Below are 24,058 nucleotides of genomic sequence, written 5' to 3'. Positions count from 1 at the left end.
ATAACAAAGGTCAGGCCAAGCTCATACTGGAAAAAGAGTTGGAATTGGAGATTTCAGGTGAAGTGATTGTCATGTCTATTCTACCGGCCAACTTCGCCGGACAACAGAATCTGGGCGGTATTAAGAAGGTCACCACAGTACCGGGTTCACCTGGAAATAATACATCTGGTGGCAACAAGGGCGCCATCGTCGATCCGGATGCTAAACCGATTGTTAATAATTTGGAACTTCATGGGATGTTGCAAGTTGGTAAGACAATAAGGGGTAAATATCATTTTGATGCCAATAAGGGTGATCCCGTCGATCATTCGGTATACACATGGTATCAAATAAAGGCTAAAGCAAATGAGGGGGCGGATAAGGATAAGATTCCTAGCGTACCTGATGAAACTGCTGAGAAGGTGGTACTCCTCAAAAAAGCAGTCCCTTCAAATGGTACAGTGCCGGAATATACACTTGAGAAGAGTGATTCTCTGTATTTTATCCGACTCGAAGTACAAAGAATGTTTAAAGGACAGCCATTTGAGGCTCCTTTAGTCGTAACGTCGAATCTAGTAGGTGATGACGGGAATGGTAACAAAAATCTTGCGGGAGGGGGGAGTCCGTCGGGTCGGGTAATCGATCCAGCTATAGGACCAGTTATAACCAAGCTGACGCTAGTACCAGAAGAAGTTGATGGTAAGACATATCTGGCGGCAACCTATCAATTTGACCATAACGGTGGAGAGACAAGCGATGCTTCTCATTACACATGGGGGGATTTTGCTCCGGATGCAGAGTTCACAACAAGGACGGAGGTAGCTCGTGACGGTTCACCCGTTACCCCGGGTCAGGATATTAGAGCTCAGCCTCATAAGGTTCCTCGATACCACAAACCATTAGAAGACCTTTATGGCCGGGTCATTGCATTAAGTGTATTGGCAAAAAGTGGTACAGCCTCTGGTAAGATTGGTGATATTCAAGACCAAGATACCAAAAAATCAAACACAGTTGTAAGCACTAACACAGATGGCACTATAAAGGGAATTGCTGATAAAGCGTCCGATACTTGGGATACCAAAGGCAAGGAGGTAGTGGAGATCAAAGGTAAATCAGTCGTTAAACTTCAGGCCAGGGAAAATCTTCTTGATAATGCTGAAAAAGGCAGTATGCAATGGGCAATTCAAAGCCTTAAAGGAGGGAAACCAATAGGTGGTGTGCCTGTTACCATTAGTTTGAGTGCTACTGGGCGCAGTAAAGGTTCAGCAACCGTGACAGCAAATGTGGAAGTTGTTAAAGGTGTTCTGGGCGGAGGCAAAAATACTTACACGGGGCATACAGATCATAACGGTGATTTAGTTATCAACATTACTGATCCGGATGGTAAAGGCGTAATAACTAAATTGTCAGCCACACTGAATGATGAAAGTAATAATAAGGTTCCTGTGGGGGAGAAGGAGGTTATGTTTACTGTAATAACTAGTCCTGATGTGAAAGAAGCTAATTATTGGGGGCATATGCCAGAAACCGTCTTTATTTCGGGTAAAGGCTCAGTTACGCGGCCTCGGCTATCTAATGAAAATCTTGTAGGAGATAAAGGAAAATACCCCGAAAATAATGAAGATTGGGCAACGGTTAATTGGGAGGCCGCGAGCAGGAGCTGCACGTTACCTGATAGAAGTACCGCACAAGAATTATATAATAATAATACTGGCGGCAAAGATGGAAATCTTGCAAAAATTTATGGTTGGCCATTCCCTCCCGACGGAGGTAACTTTTATATATGGACTAGGGATTCAAGCAGTTCAAATGGGTATAGATATATTACTCTAAATACTGGAATTTGGCAGGAAGATGGTTCAAATACAGGGGGAGGGGAATACCTGGTTTGCGTGAAAAAATAATGTGTGACTGTTTGAGCAATTCCACAAAATCCTAAACAGGCTTAATAAAAACCAAACTGCCCCTAAAGTTATATCCATCAACAACAAGGGGCAGTTTTTTATCTCAGCTAAAGTACTTATGACGCACCCGAACACCTTGGCTCACCAACACCAACACGCCAACAACCAAATAAACAGCAAAAATGCCAATCAGCCATTGCGGCATATCCAGTGTCAGAAATTCCCACTGTTTAATCGAGCAATCACCATACGCCTGAAATACGGAAGGTAACCATTCATGCAGTGGCAGCCAAGACGGGAAATCAACAAAGAAATCGCAGGTGTTAAACGGAGAAGGGTATAACTGCATCATGGTGTGATCCCACGCAAGCCTCAATCCTTGCCATGCGCTGTAAATCCACAACAAAATAGCCAGCCAGCGCAACGGGGTCTTAGGGGTAATTGCAGCCAGCAAAGCCGCGCCTAAAATACCAAACAGAGCGACGCGTTCATAGATGCACATAACACAGGGTTGCAATTGCATCTTGTGTTGAAAATAAAGGGCAGTTGCTTCCAGAATAAGTGCTGTCAGCGCCATCAATAGCCATGCGCCTCGCCCTTGGGAACTCTTTTTTAGATATTGAAGCATTTTCTGTTTTCCATCTCTTAAGAAAAAATAATTTAGCTTATTGTGCCGTTTCATCAGCCATAAAAAAATATAATTAAAGTAAACTACGCTATTTTTTCAGAAAATTGTTTAATAAAAAGTCGGATGGTGTGAGTTTATGCACTATCCGGCAGGGCACAATATTAAATTTGGCTGATGTACCCGACGGATTTTAAGCTGCGAGTTTGTCAGCTCAAGGTGGATCATATGGTGAGAAGCCAGCGCTTCTCATTTTCCCTGGGAGCATAGTGAACCCTGTTCCCGGGGGAAATGAGCGCCGCCAACAAAGCGGCGGCGTGAAAGACTATGGGGATAGTTACAGCGGGGTAATCAAGCCAAGTTTAACGAGATATTCTGTAGCAGGCACCAGCCAGAACTCAACACACAGCAGCCCGACCAACGTCATGACAATAGTATAAGGCAGTGCCATGATGACCATGCGACCATAAGAGAGGCGGATTAGCGGAGATAGGGCAGAGGTCAGCAAGAACAGGAAAGCGGCCTGTCCATTTGGCGTCGCCACGGAAGGCAAGTTAGTGCCCGTGTTGATGGCGACCGCTAAATACTCATATTGCTGCTGTGAAATCAGGCCATTTTTCAGGGCAAACAGGGCTTCATTAATGTAAACCGTACCCACGAAGACATTATCCGAAACCGCAGAAAGCAATCCGTTGAAGAGATAGAACAGGGAAAGCTGCGATGCCGGTGACGATTGCAAGACAAATTGAATAAATGGCGTAAACAGTTGCTGATCAACAATCACGGCAACTACAGAGAAAAAGACGGTTAATAGAGCCGTAAAGGGCAGGGCTTCTTCAAACGCTTTGCCCAATGAATGTTCTTCAGTGATGCCGCAGAATGCGGTTGCCATAATAATCACTGACAGACCAATCAAACCCACTTCGGCCAAATGGAAGGCCAGAGCCACAATCAACCAAATACCGATCAATGCCTGCACAACAAGCTGGGCTTTCTCTTGACGGGTGCGCTTTTCATTCGCTTTTTGCGCATAATCCTGCAAAACAGACCGAACACGTTCCGGCAATTCAGCACCATAGCCAAACAGTTTAAAGTGTTCCACCAATAAACAAACCAGCAAACCGCATACAAAGACAGGAATGGTCACGGGTGACATACGCACAAAGAAAGAGACAAAATCCCATCCAACGTGTTTGGCGATAATCAGGTTTTGTGGTTCCCCCACCATGGTCATCACGCCACCCAGTGCAGTACCGATACCGGCATGCATCATCAGGCTGCGAAGGAATGAACGGAACTGTTCCAGCGTTTGTTTTTTATCTTCGCTGTCAATGAATTTATCGTCACTCAGTTCAAAATTACCGTTGTGGGAAAGATATTGATGATAGATGGCATAAAACCCGACAGAAACACTGATAACGACCGCAATAACGGTCAGGGCATCAAGGAAAGCGGATAAGAAAGCACTTGCCAGACAAAATGCCAACGCCAGCATTTTTTTTGAACGGATAGTTAACAGGAGTTTTGTGAAGACAAACAGCAATAGCTGTTTCATGAAGTAAATGCCTGCCACCATAAAAATCAGCAATAAAATCACTTCCAGATTATTGCTGATTTCATGGCTGATCTGCTTTGGCGAGGTCATCCCGATGATGACGGCTTCAATCGCCAGTAAACCACCGGGTTGCAAGGGATAACATTTTAATGCCATTGCCAAAGTGAAAATAAACTCTACAACGAGCATCCAGCCAGCAACAAAAGGGCTGACAAAGAAATAAACCAGTGGATTGATGATAAGAAAAACAATGATAGCTAGCTTGTACCAATCCGGCGAATTACCGAGAAAGTTTTTCACCACTGCACGTCGGATACTGATTTCCATTATTGTTAACATTCCTCTTTTTATATATGTGGGAACAAATCTAAACAGCTATACCCGTTGCCTTTCAAGTTACTGCTTTTTTGGCGGCACTCACATCCTCCGGCTACCGTTTATAAAAATACGGCTATCGATACTCCCGGAGATAAATGAAAAACGCCTGTTTTTCCCCGGAGACCCGCCTTGGGCTGGGAGAATTCGTTCCCTTGCCATCACATTGCAACCTGAAATCCATTGGGTATAAATTCAAAGCGAAGCCGAGATGACCCCAATAGTACGCTCAACACGATAGCAATTTAAGACTGTCAGCACATAATTAATCCGTGAATAATTGCATTTTTTATGAGCCCTTTCACTCTTTCACTGTTTATTGCCCCGTCAACGATGCAGGCAACTATGTCGAACAGCGACATTCTGGTATGATCAGCTGCTATTATTAGCCAAGAAAACTGCTTTGGAATAATTAAAATTATGGTAATTAAGGCTCAAAGTCCTGCGAGTTTTGCGGAAGAGTATATCATTGAAAGTATTTGGAATAATCGCTTCCCACCCGGCAGTATATTGCCAGCGGAACGTGAATTATCGGAATTGATTGGTGTCACCCGTACGACTTTGCGTGAAGTGTTACAACGTCTTGCCCGTGATGGATGGTTAACTATTCAGCATGGAAAGCCGACAAAGGTCAATAATTTTTGGGAAACATCCGGCCTCAATATATTGGAAACGTTGGCGCGTCTTGATCATGAAAGTGTTCCTCAGTTAGTTGACAACTTATTGTCTGTTCGAACCAATATCGCGGCTATCTTTATTCGCACTGCTTTTAGAAACAACCCTGAAAAATCGTTGGAAGTACTGGCAGAAAAAGAACAAGCAGAAGATACTGCCGAATCCTTCAGCTCTTTGGATTATGATATTTTCCGCGGGCTGGCTTTTGCATCAGGAAATCCAATTTATGGTTTGATCATTAATGGATTGAAAGGGTTGTACACCCGCGTTGGCCGTTACTATTTTTCCAATCCTGAAGCCCGTAAATTGGCATTGAACTTCTATCAGCAATTAGGTTCGCTGTGCAAGGAAAAATCCTATGATGCAATTATGGATTGCGTGCGTAATTATGGTAAAGAAAGTGGCATTATCTGGCACGGTATGCAAGGCATTATGATTAATGAATTAGCCGATTCTCGTTCCTTTTGATGACATTATTTGATCTTCCGCGTTATTGATAGTGTTTATTTTCCCCAGATTTTCTGGGGATTATGCATATTATGAGGAGACACATAATGTTGAAATATTCATAGTGATATAAACTACGGAATGTCTTCTGGAGGTAAATAGGTTGTTGGCCTCTCTATCAGGGAAATCCGGGCAAATTTGGAACTTCCAATTGCCGGATACATTCTCGCTTTGTTTAAATTTAAATAAATCATGAAACATAGTGATCACCTTATTACATAAAACCCCCATTAATATATTGAGCAACTAATACTAATCTAACTGTAATCCTATCATTTCTATATCAATTGCCTCGTCTTAAAAATAATATCTTATTTATCAGAATAAATCCGTTGTTTTTGACGAGGTGTTATGATGATGTTTATATTTCAATAACAGTTATATGGAATTCCTTAATTCCGTTAAGCCTTTGTTGAAAGTCTGGGGAAAAATTTATAGGGATCAGGAAACGTTTTCACGATTTGGCCCAATAACATAATTTTTCCTAATAGCCCAATGCTATAAGAACGACATTGGGTTGCAATAAAAAAGAGAAAGTGTTCCTGCTGTTTTACGGTGGGATTTATCTGTTTGCTGAATATGCTGCGTTATTGTCAGAGTATTCAGTATGAGGGCTGCCCCAATTTGCTGTACATGTATTGGGTTAGTTTGGCGATAGGTAGGTGTCTATGTTCATTAGATAAAGGGCAAGCGTCTTATAAATGGGATGTTACGATCGAAGGGGATAAAGTTGCGTGAATGTTGTTATAGGTAGTGATTTAGCAAACAGATAGAGTGATCTAGGCGAGGTTTGGGCATAGGCACCACGGTTTATTTCTTCATTTTCTGCTGGTGTTGAGTGATAAGAAAAAGGGGCTTCAGTATTCCTTTCTGTAAATAACGTGTATCTTAATTTGCTCTTTGTATTCCCTTCATTAAGATCATAAGCATAAATGCTATTAATGTGCTCTATGTTTAATTTCACGGGCTGTTTCTTCTAAAAAATTCGATAGCGATATTTTTTTATTTTCACAATATACACTCAGTGCTCCAATGATATACGCACGGTGAAATTATACTCACAAGAATAAATGGGAGGCACAAGTGCCTCCCATTTAAGGATAGTTATGTTTGGGGAGCGTCAGAAAAATCGAATTGAAATTCCCCTTCTGCGAGGGATATTCGCAGTTGATGGTATTGTTCGTCATGCGCACTGGCTGAAAGTAATCTCTGACTGATTTGTGGCAGCAGGGTATTAGTCAGAATTGCATCAACCATACGCCCGCCTGATTCAATTTCGGTACATCTGGCGACGATATGCTCTACCATTTCTTCATCAAATGTTGCGGTAATGTCATGATTTTCCAACAGACGTTTTTGGATTCTGCCCAATTGCAGGTGCACAATCTGGGTCATCACTTCGTTACTCAATGGGTAGTAAGGAATGATCAGCAAACGCCCCAATAAAGCTGCCGGGAATACATTTAATAAAGGTTTGCGCAAGGCAGCACTGAGCTTATCCGGCTCTGGAACTGTCTCTTGTTGAGTACAAAGGGATGTGACCAGATCAGCACCGACATTGGATGTCAGGATGATAATAGTATTGCGGAAGTCGATATGGCGGCCTTCACCATCTTCCATCCAGCCTTTATCGAAAACCTGGAAAAAGATTTCATGGACATCAGGATGCGCTTTTTCAATTTCGTCCAATAACACGACGCTGTACGGCCTGCGCCGGACAGCTTCAGTCAGCACGCCGCCCTCACCGTAACCGACATAACCCGGCGGCGCACCTTTCAGGGTAGATACGGTATGGGCTTCCTGGAATTCGCTCATGTTGATGGTGATCAGGTTTTGCTCTCCGCCGTACAGGGTTTCTGCGAGAGCGAGAGCTGTTTCGGTTTTACCCACACCGGAGGGGCCGCACAGCATAAAAACACCGACAGGTTTGTTCGGATCATCCAGTTTGGCCCGTGAAGTGCGAACCCGTTTTGAAATTAACTCCAACCCGTGATATTGGCCAATGACGCGTTGGCTGAGTGTGTCAGCCAATTGCAATACTGCATCAATTTCGTCTTTTACCATGCGATTGAGCGGGATCCCCGTCCAGTCTGAAACAACCGAAGAAACAACATTGCTGTCTACGGCAGCAAAAATAAGCGGCTCTTCTCCCTGTAGCTCTTTCAGTTGTTGTTGTAATTCTGACAACTCAGCGTGCTGGGTTTCAGTATCTTCATCTTCAGACTGTCTTTCATGCAACTGTGTTCGTAGGGAAATGATTTGGTCTATCAGAGAAAGTTCGCTTTCCCAGCGCGTCTGCAATTGGGTTCGCTGTTCTTCCAGAATCGACAATTCATTCAAAATGGCTTCTGAGCGTTGTTTATCGTCAATGCCGACTTTCGATTCCCGTTCAACAATTTCCAGTTCGATGTGCAATGCGTCTATTTGATGGCGGCAATTTTCCAGTTGTGGAGGTTCTGCGTGTTGGCTGACAGCGACTCTGGCACAGGCTGTATCCAGCAACGCGATGGCTTTATCTGGCAACTGGCGGGCAGGAATATAGCGATGTGAAAGGCGTACGGCGGCTTCAACGGCTTCATCCAGCAAGAGAACATGATGATGTTTTTCCAGAGCAGCGACCAGACTGCGCAGCATCAACAATGCTTTGGCCTCATCGGGTTCGTGTACCTGAACAACTTGAAAACGGCGGGTCAGGGCGGGATCTTTTTCAATATACTTTTTGTATTCGGACCAGGTGGTCGCACCCAATGTCCGCAATTGTCCCCGTGCCAAGGCAGGTTTCAGCAAGTTGGCAGCATCGCCGGTGCCCTGTTGTCCGCCCGCGCCGATTAAGGTGTGGATCTCATCAATAAACAAGATGATTGGAATCGGGCTGGATTGAACTTCATCAATGACTTTGCGTAATCGGGATTCAAATTCGCCTTTAACGCCAGCTCCCGCCTGTAACATGCCTATATCCAATAACCAAAGCTGGACATTGCGCAGGGGCGGGGGAACTTCACCTGAGGCAATCCGCAAGGCAAATCCTTCAATGACAGCGGTTTTACCCACACCTGCCTCTCCTGTCAGCAAAGGGTTATTTTGACGACGGCGCATCAGGATATCGATAATCTGGCGGATCTCTTCATCACGCCCTGTTACCGGATCAATTTCTCCATTGCGCGCACGGGCAGTCAATTCTTGCCCGTATTGTTGCAGGGCCGATTGTTGCTGGGATGAAGACGGTGAGGATGTTCCTTGAGCCACTTCTGACGAAAGTGTATCTTCCTGAGCCTCGTCACTATTGTTGCAAATCTCGTTGATAAGATTGAGCAGAGTATCTGCATTAATACGATCAAACTGGGGAGAAATGGCTTTCAGCGCGTTGCGTAAGTTAAAGGTTTTTAACATGCCAATAAGCAAATGCGCACTGCGGATCTTATTAACACCAAATTTCAGCGAGCCATATATCCAGGCACGTTCCACAGCATTGTCAATGTGCTCTGACAGATCAGATATGGCACTTGCGCCACGGGGCAGACGATCCAGCGCGGTGACCATATCTTGCGTCAGTTTGTTTTCTTCCAGAGCAAAGTAACGAATAATTTGTTGCAGGTCACTGTTTTGCTGCTGCATCAGTTGGTGCAGCCAGTGAACTAACTCAACATAAGGGTTTCCGCGCAGTTTACAAAAGGTTGTAGCACTTTCCAGCGCAGTGAACAGGGTACGGTTGAGCTTACCAAAGAGTACAGAACGATTGATTTCTGACATAAAAGTATCACCCGCAATGTTATTGTGAACAATAATGACAAGATCGGTAATGACATGTAATAGCAATAGGATTAATGGTTAAGTGCTCAATAACGAAATACTTAATAGTGGAATACAGGGCAGAGATTATGGATAGAACTTATTGATAGAAATTATGTTTATGGGCAGGAGAATATTAAGATGCATCCGAATATTTATGGATGCTGATATTTATAGCTATACCGTGAATTATTTATAGGTATACAGTAAATCGCCGCGATGGGTTGGCCGATCAATTTTGCCCAACCAACTGTCCAGACCTAATTTCATTGGTTCTGACAAACGAATGCCTTTTATATCGGCTTGGTGGAGTATTAACCGAATATCCCATGCATATTCGATTCCCAAATATTGATTAACCCAATCGCGCAATTGTTGTGACTTTGGTTTTCCGGGTAAGAACGAATTATATTCGTCCAGTCTTAACGGGCCTAATTCAATGCGAAATTTATGCTGAACATCGTAAAGCGCAATACCCAAAAAAGCAGAGTGACCTAAACGGGGCATATTTCGGCCTGCTTTTAATCGGGCTTGATCCTGTATTTCTATTTTCAGCCATTGAGGAATGTTTTGGATGATTTTTAGCGGAATATTGAAATAACTAAACAGTATTTTTTCCATTCCTTCGGCGCTATGTCTTTGGCGGGATAAATGCCCGGATAGAAAATAGCGGGCGTGGTCATTAATGGTATCCGGCTTTTTTTGTGCTGGTAATCCCATGCCGATTAAACAGGCAAGGTAATGGCAAAATCGTTGATTATCCGGCCTATCAAGCGAAACCGTGGGTTGGGTATTGGCCCAAGCCCGGTAGAACAATAGTGTCAGTCGATGATGAAATAAGTTGAAAAAGGCGCTTAGTGTCGGATCTTGAAAATTATACTGCCGGGAATAGGCATATTCAGTGATATGCAATGGCATCGGGCCATTGGGGCCGAGCAGGCCAAAACTGTAAATCAGTATATCGTATAATTTTGATTCCCCCCGTTTTTTGACTTTAGACAGGGTAGAAGGTGCGAAAATCAGGGAGGACTCTTGCCCCAACCGCAAGATATCGTATCGCGGCAAGGGGGCCGAACCGAGCATATAATACTCCCCGGATTGGGCATCTATGCGGCGCAGGGTTTGAAATAGATCAAATTTCCAGGGTGCTTGCGTGAGCTGTTGCCAAAAATCGTCAGGCAACCGACTGACATGATGAATGGCAACAGGCTTTGTTTTATTCATTTTCATATGTTTTTTATATTAATGTCTTGTTACCCATGCGGGCAGGCCAAAAACCGATATCACCACGTTGCTGGCTGTATAAAGTCATTTCAGTGAAGGAGTTCATGGTGATCAGATGGGAAAAGAGTTTTTCCAGCACACTGCCCAATAGCCAAGGACTGGTTCCTGCGAATTCCTGCTCATTTACTTCCAGCCGGATACTGACTCCGCGGGCAAAAACAATCGGGCCGGATTCAGGAACCCGCCGGTAGACCGTGTTTAATGAACAGTGACGTATTCCATTAATTTGGCGGACGATGGCCGGATCGGCGAGGTTTGCATAAAGGCTCAATAATTGCCGCAATGCCTGAGTGCCTTGCTCATTATCTTTATCCATAAAGTTTAAATAATTAAGCTGGAGCTGGCTTATCAAGCGCCAGGAAGCAGAACCTTGGGCTAAGGCCGGGCGCGGGATAGTCGGTCTTTTGAGAAAAACAATTCGGTTGATGGGAATGGAATCCAGCATAGTGAAATTGTCGAGATCTTGCTGGCGCAGGATTGTCGATAAATCACGGTTGGTGCACATGACATCAGCCGTCAGGAATTTAAGCTGATTGGGCCATGGAGAGTGGTGTTCATCAACAATAGAAACAAAAGTCTCTGTACCAATATAACTGGATCGCGTTCCGTATTGGCGCGCATGTTCAGACAAAATCCGGGGATCGCGGCGCAAGGAAAAGTAAGCGCCGTAATTTTCTTTATCGTTGCTGAACGTTGACCAAAAAGGCTTGAAGACTTGTATATCTTTGCGTTTGACGTCAGAGCCGTGTAAACGTTGCACTGAAAAAATTTCGTAGTCCAACGGGCGGGTGTTATCGACAACTAAATGGAATTCATTTGTGTTTTCTTTCACCATGACACGTTCTGTGACTTTGGAGAATAAATTAATGACGGGAGTACAGTTTAAAGTTAAATAAGATGCATCCACCAAATTTTCCAGATCTGCATCGATCTTATCCAGCAATAGAATCAATTCAAATTCGTTCTTTTCGTTTGTCTGTTCTAATAAAGATCCCATCCCTTGGATGCTAAAGAACTGGAAACGTGCCGGAAAAGCAAAATATTCCTGAAGCTGCCGGTATCCACTGAAATTACGCGAGTCGTTGGGAAACAACGACTGGTCATCATCAAATCCTTCATGGTGAGGGAAAATATCGGGCAAAACCTGATACTGGGGATCATCACCCAGAGTCTGGCATACCATGCCGACAGTATGTTCCATAATCAGCTCCAGCAATTGTTGGGATTGAATATCTGGCCCTGAAAGGAAAAATATCAGCTTGTTGAGATCTAATTCATTGAGGAAGAATTTTTCTTTGCAACTCAAATGAATGCGAAGGGCACTGATAGCGCCATGTTGGTGTAGATCGAGCGCCACCAATGGCAAATTGGCCGGGATCTTGCCAAGCTCAATGTGTTGCAGGTGCAAGGGCTGTAAGGTGACGTCCTGTGTGGTGGCATAGTGGAACGTAATGCCTTCTTTCTTTAATGTCTGGCAGTGCATGAGTGTTCCGCGGGGTACTAAAAATCCGTGGCTGATATCTCCTTTGCTGGTATCAGGCTGGAGTTCTACGACAGCCATAGACGGAGTCGGGGAAAGATAATTAGGATAGAGCATCTCCAGCAAGTGCTCGGAAAAACGTGGAAATTCGGCATCCATTTTCAGCTGAACGCGGGATGTCAGAAAAGCGAATCCTTCCATCAGGCGCTCAACATAAGGATCCGCAACATCAATACCATGCATTCCCAGACGATTGGCGACTTTAGGGTAACGCTCTGCAAATTCTTTACCCAATTCGCGTAAATACACTAATTCTCGGTTGTAATATTCAAGCAGTTTACTGTCCACGGCTGCTCCTTTATCTTTTTTACCTTGACCTTAGCCGACTTCTCTGATGGTGAAATAACCATTTTCTAAATCGACATCACTGTAAAACTGGAATTCAAGGGGCCAGGGAACGCACCATAAAAATCCTTTTATCTCTATCGGTAGTGTGTTGTATAAAATCAATGCGTTGGCATCAGTAATGCGATTCACTTCAAGCCCATCTGGAATAATGCGCGGCTCAAATATGCGGATAGTGGTGATAATATTGTGTTGGACATCTTCCCATTCGACTTCAGAAATACATTTACCTGCCAGGGGAGTCAGGCCAAAGTTATAAACAGAATTGCGGATTTCAGGATAAGGGGAAAGATCTTGCTCTGATTCACTGTTGATACTATTGAGCAGCCATTGTAAATCCCTCATGACACTTTGCCGCAAGGCGCTGTGCGTCAATAGATAGTTATTCATAGCCTCCTTTTTCTTGTGGGGGGCGTCATCTGTGAGCTTATCCAGCAAAGAAGGCTGCATCCTGTCTTTGGCAGTAATGCGAGTTGTGTTGCTTCGGTTACGATAACCGCCATGGAGCAAAGTGATATTGTCGTTCATGGGTTACCTATTTGTCGTTGTGAAAATGGGAAGAGTGATGGAAGAAATGCAACTAACTAGATGTTATTTTGAATCTTTATTTTGGCCGTGCTTATAATTTTCAACTTCTGTTTCATAAGTTTGCAGGAAATTTTTACCAAGCAGAACGGAGTCTAATTCAGATTGATTGATTGCTGTTTGGTAATGTTTGATGAAGTAATCCCACATTAAGGCTTTATGGGTTGATGATAACGATAGGCGTGGCAAGCGGCCTTCATCTTGGGCTTGTTGTTCAAGCAGGGCGGGATGGAATAAATGCAATATCTCTTCTTCTGCGGCATGTACTCCGGCAAGTATTCCTGCTTGATGAGCCTGTAATTCGGTTAAAATATCGTGGGTTGCGTGCTCAAGTGGCATAAAACCAGGGATATGGTTCACTATCAGTGATAAAACTGATTGAGCCGAGGGCAGCAGTTCAAACGGGTTTTGCATATCCGGCGAGGTTGACGTTGTACCTGCATTTAATTTTAATTTGCGCTTAAACAAGTTGCGTGACGCGTTGAGAGTCATGATCCCTTGAACCAGCTGATTAATGCATGCGCCTAGCTGGTACATGAGTTGCTTATCGATTGGCAGCTTGTTCAAGTTTTGCAGCCCCATTCCTTCAAGTAATGCCGCAATCAAATCTGCCTCAGGCAATCTCTCCTTTGGCTTGGCAATCGTTGCTTTATTATCACCATTTTCATGAAAAAGATGGGTTCCTGCCTCTGATGCTCCTGAAGGTTCGTTTTCCGTTGATTTTTCTTTTGTTGCAAACAAAGGGGGCAAAGAAGATGTTTGGCTGGGTGTATCTTGGGTAAAGGCATTCTGGGTAAAAGTATCGTGAATAAATGTGTCTTGATTAAAGAGTTGTGTCTGGCTGGAGCCGGAAACAGGGTTATCAAATAGGGAAGTACTGGGTGTAGGTTCAAAAGTAGATTGAGATTCTGTCATTGGGGTGTCATCGGGTGAATTCAGGGGGACAGCGTTGTCCAACATTTCACTCAAGGGATTATTTTCATGGGTATTTCGTGTATGCGTATCAGAAAACAGCGCAAGTGGGTCAACGCTTTTTTTATCGACATCTTGATTTTCGGGTTGTTGTTGATGTTGTTTATCAAGCTGCCTGTCGGATTGAACAAGTGTCGTTGGCGTATTATTACTGAATATACTTTCTTGTTGGAAGGTCGCATCTGAATTGAACATTGACATCGGGTCAGTTGACCTTGATTGCAGAGCCTCAAGATCGGTTGTTGATTCAATGTGTGCCAGTGGATCACTGGGGTTGCGCTCATGACTTTGTTGTTCTTTTATCAACGGGTTATTGTTGTTCAATTCCTGCATTGTTTGATGGTGGGGAATTTGAACTGATGCAGTATGATCAATCGCAGTTTGCCCGGAAATCGTCTGTTCATTAATGGATTGATCAGAAATAGGTTGATCAGCAATAGATGAGTCAGAAACGGCCTGGTTAGTCGATGTAATGGAAGTTGTGAACATATGTTCGAGATTTTCCCACACTCCATTGGGAATTTCCGTTTCACTATGGTTTTTGGGGACATTATTTTCTGGTGCCAGTGCATTTTGGGCTATGTCAGTGACTTGAATCTGGTAATTGCCAATCTTCAGCGTATCACCATCACGAATTTCAACCTGTCTTTCAGCTCTCAACGGCATCGCATTGAGCAAAATCTCAGAGGAAGAACCGCGGTTACTAATCCAACACTCGCCATCAGCCGAAATAGACACAATGGCCTGTAACCGGGCAATCGATAACTCCTCATCAGGCAAAACCCAGTTATTATCTTTACTGCGACCGATAGTGCCGCCGGGCGGAGTAAAATCGTAACTCAGTTGTGCTGGTTGATCTGTACCTGAATTCTTAACAATGGTGAACCGCATAATCATGGATACCTATTGTTTGTTGATAGAAATGTTTGTTGATAGAAACAGAAATGCAGCTAGTAATAATTGAGAAACTAACCCCCTGAAAAGGGGGTTAGTTGATGTGTTTTTACAAATATTATTCAAGTTTATTGGTGAAGGTATCCCATTTGTAGTGGATTTCAGCGTCTTTACCACCTTCATCTTTTTGAGGAAAGTAACTTTCTTTGAATGTTTGGAACGCGATGACAATTTGAGAATGGAAGAAGCCGTCACCAAAAACAACTCTGGAATCTGCCATCAGAGCGTTTGTCAACTCTAAGGCGTACCAAGGCTCTTGTTCTCCACCCTGACGACGTATATTCAGTTTAGTGTCCTTAATATGCGTTCCTTTGACAAGATATTGGCGCAAGCTAATAGCTGATTTATCAAAAACAATATCGACAACCAGATCACTGACGCCGACGAGGCCCGCACCCAAACCACCAGTTTGTCTGTTACGGTTAACGGAGTTAGTCAGGTTAAGTGAGAATGATCTGACGGCTGTCCATCCTGAGTGTTTTTCATCTTTTGATTCACCTGTGATACTTGAAAATTGGATATATGCATCAGTACCTGTAGACATAGTTTTTCACCTTAATAGAGTTGAATTAATTTAAATAAAGATATGTTGATATTGCTTGTAGAGATAAGGGTAGAGATAAGGGTAGAGATAGATGTGTCCAGCTAAAAATTAAGGGTGAGGCTTTTATTAGAATATTGACTGAAAAAAGGGTCTTTAAGCTCCTTTCAGTGAGGGTAATTTTGAAACCAGACGCAGGGATACGGTCAGACCTTCCAGTTGGTAATGCGGGCGCAGGAAGAACTTCGCATGATAGTAGCCGGGGTTGCCTTCAATCTCTTCGACCTTGACTTCTGCTGCTGCCAGCGGTTTTCTCGCTTTGGTGCCTTGTGATGAGTTAACCGGATCGCCATCGACATAATTGATGATCCAACTGTTGAGCCAACGCTCCATATCATCACGTTCCTGAAAAGACCCAATTTTGTCGCGTACGATACATTTCAGGTAATGGGCGAAACGACAGCAGGCAAACAGATAGGGAAGGCGGGCAGCCAAGTTCGCATTGGCAGTCGCATCAGGATCGAAATATTCAGCCGGCTTTTGTAAAGATTGGGCACCAATGAACGCAGCCATGTCGGTGTTTTTACGGTGCAATAATGGAATGAAGCCATTTTTTGCCAGTTCTGCCTCACGGCGATCGCTAATGGCAATTTCAGTCGGGCACTTCATATCCACGCCACCATCATCGGTGGGGAACGTATAGGTAGGCAGATTTTCCACAATCCCACCGGATTCCACGCCACGGATGGAGGTCGTCCAGCCATACATTTTAAATGAGCGGTTAATATTAACGGCCATCGCATAAGCGGAATTCGACCACGTGTAGTTATCGTGGGTCGGGCCGTCAGTTTCTTCCTCAAAATTAAAACTGTCGACAGGATTGGTCAGGGCGCCATAGGGTAAGCGGGAAAGGAAACGCGGGAGGGTTAGACCGATATAACGCGAATCTTCAGATTCCCGTAAACTGCTCCAAGCCGCATATTCCGTATTTTGGAATATTTTGGTCAGGTCGCGTGGATTGGCCAATTCCTGCCAGGATTCCATTTGCATCACACTGGGCGCTGCACCGGAAATAAAGGGACAATGTGCTGCCGCACTGATTTGTGCCATTTCACGCAAAAGTTCAACATCGGGGGCGGTATGGTCGAAGTGATAATCCCCTACTAAGCAACCGAAGGGTTCGCCACCAAACTGACCATATTCGGCTTCGTAGATTTTTTTGAATATTGGGCTTTGATCCCAGCTGATCCCTTTGAAACGTTTTAGGGTGCTGCCCAATTCCTTCTTGGACAGGCACATAACCCGAATTTTCAACATTTCATCGGTTTCAGTGTTGCTGACCAGATGATGCAATCCCCGCCATGCGCCTTCCAGCGTTTGAAACTCTGGATTGTGCAGGATGTGATTCATCTGTTGAGATATCTTGGTATCAATTTCCGAAATTAATGACTGGATGGTTCGATAAGTATCTCCAGAAACAGTGACAGTATTTTCCAATGCCTGTTGCGCCAGCGTTTTGACTGCAGACTCAACGGCATTGCGCGTTTGGTCACTTTGCGGACGGAATTCCTTGTTCAGCAGAGTGCTGAGTTCATCAGGGGTATACTCTTTAGATACTTGTTCTTGCTGAAGCAAAGCATCTTGTTCAGTTGTACTCATGAATTATTCCTTATCGTTTGTGCTGTCGTCTGAAGTTCCGTTTTCTTCTGAAGCACTGTTTTCAGGATTGGGGGCTTCCGCTAAGGATTGCAATAGGGCTGGGTTTTGCAATATTTCGGAAATCAGTTGTTCTGCGCCGCTTTTACCGTCCATATAAGACAGCAGGTTTGCCAACTGGACACGTGCTTCCAGTAACTTGGCCAAAGGCTCTACATTCTTGGCTATGGCATCGGGTTGAAAATCCTCCATTGTTTTGAACGTTAAATCGACGTTCAGTTTTCCTTCCCCTGTTAATGTGTTATCAACCTGAAAGGCAGCACGGGGACTGATTGAACTCATACGCTCATCAAAGTTATCAACATCAATTTCCATAAATTTGCGGTCACTGACATCGGGCAAGGCCTCTACAGGTTTTCCGGCCAAATCAGCGACAACACCCATGACGAAGGGCAATTGAACCGTTTTTTCTGAACCGTAAAGTTCAACATCGTATTCAATTTGCACGCGTGGAGCGCGGTTTCGGGCTATAAACTTCTGTCCGCTGGATTTCATGACAAGTTCTCCGTTATTGGCTATACCCGATTTTTAAGTCACAAAAACTTAAAACCTATTGGGTATATGTAGGTAAGTTAATATTTCTTGTAACTCTCAAGTTGTATGTCCCATTACATTTCACGCTACGGTCTTACTGGCTGTAATGTGAAAGGTATTGAGAATGACGCTGTTGGATAAATGCAATGTGCGGGGAATAACAACATAAATTTAAACAATAAATGATTAGTCCATATCCGTATCAGAATGGCTGGCATGGCCAAAAATGACTTCCAATTGATCCAAACCACTGGGAGCAAGATCATGAATGATGTCCATGAAATCACTGTGAATCAGCCTCTGGACACGTTGAATCATCATGGGCGCAGGATGGCTGGGCTCATGTTGGAGAAAATAATTTTTAACTTTTTCCAATAACATATGCGCTTCATCACGATTACTGACTTCAAGGGCTTTCCACAGGGACAGTGGCACACCGCCTGACATTATTGATGAAGCGGCTTGCTCCAAATCCGTGCCGGGTTGCATGAGCGATTGGAGTTCAGCCATGCCTAATTCGTCAGAATCACCTGCAATATCGATTTCCTCAGGAGGCGAACTGTATTCAATGATGGTCTCCAACTGCTTCATAAATTGCGGCAACACGGGCATATGGCCGGCAGATAAATTATCGCGAATAATTTCAAGCAGAGCGGTCAGGTGCTCATGAACCGCTTTGATGGACTGAATTTCAGGGGAGTCGTGTTTTTGTTGCAGCTCTTCGACGAGTCTGCTGCGCCCACCAGAATAATTGCTGACTTCTGTCACGGTACCACTCAGGAGTGAATAGGCTTCCTGAAATGTCAGTTCGCTCGAAACATCTTTCAGTAAAAGAGAGTACTGGGCGGTAATGGTACTGGGAGAGCCGTCTTCGATAGCTGCCAGTGTGTTCAGGCGCAGTAAAGGATCGTACTCGCCATCAAATTCCAATTTCGGCCACACATCTACCCAATATCTTTCCAGCGTTTGGCGCAGTAAGTTCAATCCGTCAGCATAACCCCCTAAACCACGCTGATTCAGCCATGAGCGCATGAGGGCGATAATGATGCGCAGGTCTTTAGTTCGGGTGAGTAGTTTTGTGGCTTTTTTCTCGATTTGCCCCCAATTGGGTGGCTCAGCCGGAATGATGACATCGCCAAACTGTTGCTCTGGTTTTTCGACTAATAATCGCTCTATCGCCAAGAATTCATCATCATATTCCAGATCGTCTCCACAAGGAGATTCCGGGCTAATCGGGGTAAGTAACTCATCAATATTCATGATATTTTCAGTTCACTTTGAGATGGTTAATTAGGCGGTTTTAAAGACAGAATTATCCGGACAAGAGAAAATAGGGAGCTGGAACGGGTTAAAAATACTGGTTGGTGTAAATTCCAGCGAAATATTATGGCCATTGATGTTGAATGTTGCCTGTATGGCGGAGCTATCAGCATTGGTTTTACTGTGTTGGATCTGTGTTGCGTGATTCAGCAGTCGGTTCAGTGCCCAAAAGCCGGAAGTGGATAAATTTGCAGTTGTGCCGTCACTTAAATTCAATTGAATGAGAACTTGATTGGTTTTATTGGGGCCGGGCCAATTGATGAGCTGTGAGATTTGCGGGCCGTGGCTATACTGCAATTTTTGTCCATCTACATCGAGTGTCATACTCAATATATTGTTATCCATGCTGATTGGGCGTGCCATAACATGAAATGACGGAGTAGGAGTGCCATTGGCAAACAAGGTATTGCGAATAACCTGAGCCTGCTGGAATGGCTTGAGTAATGCTTCCCCTCCCGGCAGGGGCTTGCCGTCAATTCCCGGCATAAACTGCCATGTCGATTCAGTCATGTCGATTTTACCCATTAAATTTTTCTGGAAAAAACTGTCCATTAAGCCCGTTGTGGGTGCGAACATCCGGGCCATGTCATCAGGCTTGATGTCATGTCTGGCTCTAGACATCAGCGGATAACGATTGGCAATTGCCTGATGGCAAAAGTTGCCGACTTCTGCACTGAGATTTTTGGCGACATTCTTCATGTCAGTGAGCTGGGTATCGCTACTGGCCCCGACAGCCAGTGAGAAAATCATGTTCTTGAACGGCTGCGGCAGACGTTCAGACGAGGCTTGCAGTTGAGTAATAATATTATTCACTGGAAAAGGCATGCTCATTTTGATGGCGCTTTGTATGGTGTTGAGATGTTGGTATAAGTCATTGATTTGTTTCAATGTACTGTCAAAAGGAATCACCTTGTTCTTTCCGTCCGGGCTTTTCGCCAATACAGTCAGTGGGGCAAAATGCTCTTCCAGTGTTTTTCCTGCGATATCTTGCGGGTTGCTCGGCAATATGCGCTTGGAAATGATGTTGTCGGGAACTAATGGTGAGAGTTTGCCTGCTTTACTTTTTACGATGCCATCGAGCTGTTTAGCCGCAGGGGCATTTCTATTGAGCATAGAATTAGTCAATGTCACATTTTTGCTGATATTAATAACAAGACTGCGCAGTGGTGAGTTATCGCCAGAAAGTAAGCGCGCTGTACTGATTCTTTGCTCCAGATTACTCACATTGTTCAACTGAATGCTTGCCAGAAATTTATCCCAGTAATTGATGTAGTCATTGATATAGAACTGGTTAACAAAGGATTTGATTTCTTTTGCGGTCAATATCTTCGCGTAGCTGCCAAGTACCCAATTATCCTGTGAATGCAAGGTAGTAAGATAAGTATTGAGATCTTGATTCATTCCCTTTTTATAACCCGCTGGCGTAAACATTCCCGGTACATCTTCGGTGCTTGAGAAAGCCAATTCAGCTTGGGGGCCGGCCAGCGTTACCAGATTCACTGGAGGTAAATTTGGATCATTCAGCAATTTGCTTTTCAGATAGTTATAAGCGCGTTGTGCCGGAGGCGTTTGACTGATGGTTATCTGTTTTTTTTTAATGAGTCTGTCATCACGAAGAAAGGGTGACATGACAGCATGTTTATCCAGTAATCGGCTGAGATGTCCATTCATTTGTTGCAATTGTACTTGCGTTACATCCACATCCTGATGAGTCTCCAGATATTGCATGACCCAATTGCGCAGGAATTTTCCGTCATAATGTTTAGGCTGATATAACATCTGATAGGCTTTCAGCGTATTGTAGGTGTTCTCTATATCTCCACCATTTTCAGCATTCAGTTGATTTGTAATTAATTTTGCTATTTTGGGCAGTAACAAACTTTTTAGTGCCTTGTTATATAGGGGACGACTTACATCACTGATTTGTACTCCGGTGTATAACCCCATGCGGTAGGATAATGGGGGGTTATCCAAAGAGAAATCTGGGCTTTGATCTAACTTGGCCAGTGTATTCAAAATGGGGAGCAAGGCATAAATATTGTCGTCATTGCCTTTTAATTCATTTCCTTGGCGAACAACCGTCGGAAGTTTGTTTTGTATTTCTGTCAAGTAATGGCGATTGTTGTTATAGCTGGTTAAAAATAACTGACCTATAAAAATTACGATTGCTAGCAGGATAATGTATCCCAATAAATCCAACAGGCGCTTGCGGTATATCCACCAACGGTTATAACCGGCTATTCCTGCTTCCTGAAAAATATTCTCCAGCAAGTTTTTCAGGAAATAAGACTGACTGGCTGGTGGAGGAGGGATAATACCTTTCTCATCTCCCCATGACATGGCATTACTATCATTATCTATTGGCAGTTGGAATTTTTGATTCAAATCCGCCATGACATTGTCGAATGTCATTCCTTCCTGCATTCCACTGGTAAAATACAACCCGCGTGGATAGCACGGTATTTCAAATCCTGATTTGGCAAATACGATTTCAAGATATTGCCCAAGAAGGGGACGCAAGGATGCCATTTCTTGTGGAAAAAGATAACTTTCCGCACATTGCCGCGAATTGTGCCCATTCAGGAGAATATAAGGTAATTCAGCTTCCAGTCGCAGTTGTAATTCACTGTATTTTTGCTCAAAGATTTCATGCAAATTACAGTTGGTTTTATTTCCCCAAGGGAAATTAAAACCCCAAATTTGTTCGCGTGATTTTTTGTCAAAATGGGTGAAATAAGCCGTAAATCCTTTCAGTAAATCTGTTTTTGTGATGAAGATATAAATAGGTAGCTGTATTTTAAATTGTTCATGTAACTCAGATAACCGCTTGCTCAGTATATAGGCCTTTTTATCCCGAATATTACTTGATGGTTCCAGTAAGTCTTCAACGCTGATTGTGATGATAATTCCATTGATGGGCTGGCGGGCGCGGTACTTTTTCAATAATTGGATAAGTTTTTTCCATTCACTGGCATCTTGATAAGGCGAACTGTCCTGTGTGGTATAACGTCCGGCGGTATCAAGCAGGACTGCTTTATTGGTAAACCACCAGTTAAAATCATCTGTAGCCTGTTTGCTGTACCTATTGTACAGCGCAGATTTGCCAAGATAGTCAGTCAGTGAAAAGTGTAAGCCTGAATTTGCCAGCGCGGTTGTTTTTCCCGAGTTTTTTTCACCAATAACCAGATACCAAGGTAATTGATATATGTATTGGCGTTTGAAAACGTTGATCCAGTGTGGTTTGTTTTTATTGTACAAGCCAGAAAAGTAGGCTTTTTTCAATAATTTTATCGCATTAACAAAACGTTCCGCTAATGTAATGACCGGTTCATCTGGTTTTTTTTCTTCTTTTTTTTCCTGATTAATACTGAATTGTTTCTCGACTTTTTTATTGAACCATAATCGATAAAGACGAGGAACCAATTTGATTATTAGCCACAGAACAGCAAGACAAGCAATAGTAATTATTCGTATTAAATCTGATTTAAAGGGAACGTTATTGCCGATGGAAATAATGGGACCTAAAAACCAGATAATAGCAGAAATAGTTGTTATTGAGAGAAAGCTCCACATCAATCTGCTGGTGATGATAGAAAGGAGTGCATTCAGCATGTATTCGTTTCCTTACATCGTTTAATTTACAGGAGAAGTTAATAATGTAATTTCGACTCGTCTGTTTTTGGCCCGATTACTGGGAATATCATTGGGAGCGATAGGATTTTCGGCTCCTTTTCCTTGAGCATGAACCCTTTCTGGTTGATTCAGATAACGTTGAAGTTCTTTTTGTACCGATCTGGCTCTGGCTAGCGATAAGGCCCTGTTAGATGAAAATCGAAAATTGCTGCGGTGAACCGGTATGTTATCGGTGTACCCGACAACTAAAATTTTGCCTTGAATATTATTCATTGCTTCAGCTATTTGTCTGATGATAACCAAGTATTGGTTTTTGATTTGGGCAGAGCTACTACTGAACAAGCCGTCACCCTTCAATGTCACTATGCTTCTGTCAGGCAAATCGGTGACATTCAATAGCCCGTCATCGATTTCTTCTTTCAATATATGTTTCAGTCTGAGTGGCGTTGATCCAGATATGGGTTGAAATGCCGGATTATTTTCTTCCACGTTGGGGAGAGTGATTTGATAAATTTTTGCCAGAACGGGGTTGATTATATTATTCAGTCGCCAGTTCAAGCCGATATATAAAATACACAGCAAAAAACCTAAGATTGCAGCAATAACCCAGAGAGGTAAGGAAAATCGCCAAGATTTATTCGGTACGGTAGCGGTGTGCGCCTTGGGGGACAACCCAACTGAATAATTGCCCCGGTTAGAGCGTATCAATTGGAACAAACGTTGCTTTACTGTTTCGAGTTGAGTGCGCCCGTTATCAATGACTCGGTAGCGTCCTTCGAAACCCAGTTGCAGGCAAAAGTTAATCAACTCCAACAGAAAAATATGCTCTTTGGGGTTTTGCGATAACTTGGCCAATAGCTGGAAGAATTTTTCTCCTCCCCATGTTTCATTATGGAAAGTGACCAACAATCCATTGCCAGACCAGACACTGCGCAGTCCCCACGGCGTCAGTGCAGCCGCTTCATCCAATGCGGTACACAAGCAGTAGCGTGCGCCAATGATCATTTCATAAGGTAAATTGGCTTGTTGGCAAAGGACTTCAAAATGCCGGATTTCGTTGATAAGTTGCTGCCTTAAGTTAGCTGGGTCAGGATGAACAACCGAATGCCGGATCTGGGGGATGCTGTTTAACAATGGATTGGCGGCAGAAACCAATGGATTGGGGTTGGCATCATCAACCTGTATTTTTTGTTCAGTTTTTAATTTTTCCTGCATCATAGGCTTC

General features: G+C 43.6%; 15 protein-coding genes. 2 read left to right on the top strand and 13 right to left on the bottom strand.

Annotated features, from left to right (window positions below; all coding sequences use genetic code 11):
• Positions 1–1,883 (top strand): adhesion domain-containing protein (locus BM100_RS06295; protein ID WP_244896536.1); only part of this gene is annotated, 1,883 nt, incomplete at its 5' end.
• 103 nt (positions 1,884–1,986) lie between these two features.
• Here BM100_RS06295 and dsbB read toward each other — a convergent pair.
• Together dsbB and nhaB are read right to left on the bottom strand one after the other, a co-directional pair.
• The gene (gene dsbB, locus BM100_RS06290) at positions 1,987–2,511 is read right to left on the bottom strand and encodes a disulfide bond formation protein DsbB (RefSeq protein WP_092509030.1); all 525 of its coding nucleotides are present in this window, start codon (positions 2,509–2,511) and stop codon (positions 1,987–1,989) included.
• A gap of 334 nt (positions 2,512–2,845) precedes the next feature.
• The gene (gene nhaB, locus BM100_RS06285) at positions 2,846–4,390 is read right to left on the bottom strand and encodes a sodium/proton antiporter NhaB (protein WP_092509028.1); all 1,545 of its coding nucleotides are present in this window, start codon (positions 4,388–4,390) and stop codon (positions 2,846–2,848) included.
• Between the two features lie 468 nt (positions 4,391–4,858).
• Here nhaB and fadR point away from each other — a divergent pair, with 468 nt between their 5' ends.
• Positions 4,859–5,581, top strand: a complete 723-nt coding sequence (gene fadR / locus BM100_RS06280; protein WP_092509026.1) for a fatty acid metabolism transcriptional regulator FadR — start codon at positions 4,859–4,861, stop codon at positions 5,579–5,581.
• Between the two features lie 1,143 nt (positions 5,582–6,724).
• On the opposite strand, the gene tssH is transcribed toward fadR, so the two are convergent.
• The 11 genes from tssH to BM100_RS06225 form a co-directional block, all read right to left on the bottom strand.
• Positions 6,725–9,370 (bottom strand): type VI secretion system ATPase TssH, encoded by a 2,646-nt coding sequence (gene tssH, locus BM100_RS06275; RefSeq protein WP_092509024.1) that lies wholly within the window; start codon positions 9,368–9,370, stop codon positions 6,725–6,727.
• 228 nt (positions 9,371–9,598) lie between these two features.
• A complete protein-coding gene (gene tssG / locus BM100_RS06270) occupies positions 9,599–10,639 on the bottom strand; it encodes a type VI secretion system baseplate subunit TssG (RefSeq protein WP_420855300.1) in 1,041 nt (346 codons plus the stop codon).
• A gap of 7 nt (positions 10,640–10,646) precedes the next feature.
• Entirely contained in the window at positions 10,647–12,521 is a 1,875-nt protein-coding gene (gene tssF / locus BM100_RS06265) for a type VI secretion system baseplate subunit TssF (RefSeq protein ID WP_092509022.1), read from the bottom strand.
• A 30-nt stretch (positions 12,522–12,551) separates the two neighbouring features.
• Positions 12,552–13,106, bottom strand: a complete 555-nt coding sequence (locus tag BM100_RS06260) for a type VI secretion system baseplate subunit TssE (protein WP_092509020.1) — start codon at positions 13,104–13,106, stop codon at positions 12,552–12,554.
• Between the two features lie 63 nt (positions 13,107–13,169).
• Positions 13,170–15,026, bottom strand: coding sequence for a type VI secretion system-associated FHA domain protein (locus BM100_RS06255; RefSeq protein WP_244590580.1), 1,857 nt, complete (start codon positions 15,024–15,026; stop codon positions 13,170–13,172).
• Positions 15,027–15,147: 121 nt separating this feature from the next.
• Positions 15,148–15,633, bottom strand: coding sequence for an Hcp family type VI secretion system effector (locus BM100_RS06250; RefSeq protein WP_092509018.1), 486 nt, complete (start codon positions 15,631–15,633; stop codon positions 15,148–15,150).
• Between the two features lie 153 nt (positions 15,634–15,786).
• Positions 15,787–17,289, bottom strand: a complete 1,503-nt coding sequence (gene tssC / locus BM100_RS06245) for a type VI secretion system contractile sheath large subunit (protein WP_092509016.1) — start codon at positions 17,287–17,289, stop codon at positions 15,787–15,789.
• Positions 17,290–17,292: 3 nt separating this feature from the next.
• Entirely contained in the window at positions 17,293–17,841 is a 549-nt protein-coding gene (tssB, locus tag BM100_RS06240) for a type VI secretion system contractile sheath small subunit (protein WP_092509014.1), read from the bottom strand.
• Between the two features lie 225 nt (positions 17,842–18,066).
• Positions 18,067–19,140 (bottom strand): type VI secretion system protein TssA, encoded by a 1,074-nt coding sequence (gene tssA / locus BM100_RS06235; RefSeq protein ID WP_092509012.1) that lies wholly within the window; start codon positions 19,138–19,140, stop codon positions 18,067–18,069.
• A gap of 30 nt (positions 19,141–19,170) precedes the next feature.
• Positions 19,171–22,812 (bottom strand): type VI secretion system membrane subunit TssM, encoded by a 3,642-nt coding sequence (tssM, locus tag BM100_RS06230; protein WP_092509010.1) that lies wholly within the window; start codon positions 22,810–22,812, stop codon positions 19,171–19,173.
• A gap of 21 nt (positions 22,813–22,833) precedes the next feature.
• Entirely contained in the window at positions 22,834–24,051 is a 1,218-nt protein-coding gene (locus BM100_RS06225) for a DotU family type VI secretion system protein (protein WP_092509008.1), read from the bottom strand.
• Positions 24,052–24,058: the final 7 nt, after the last annotated feature.

This window comes from Xenorhabdus mauleonii, from assembly GCF_900113945.1.
GTDB classification, from domain to species: domain Bacteria; phylum Pseudomonadota; class Gammaproteobacteria; order Enterobacterales; family Enterobacteriaceae; genus Xenorhabdus; species Xenorhabdus mauleonii.
The sequence above is the reverse complement of the archived record's forward strand: the minus strand, read 5'-3'. Positions and strand labels throughout refer to the sequence as shown.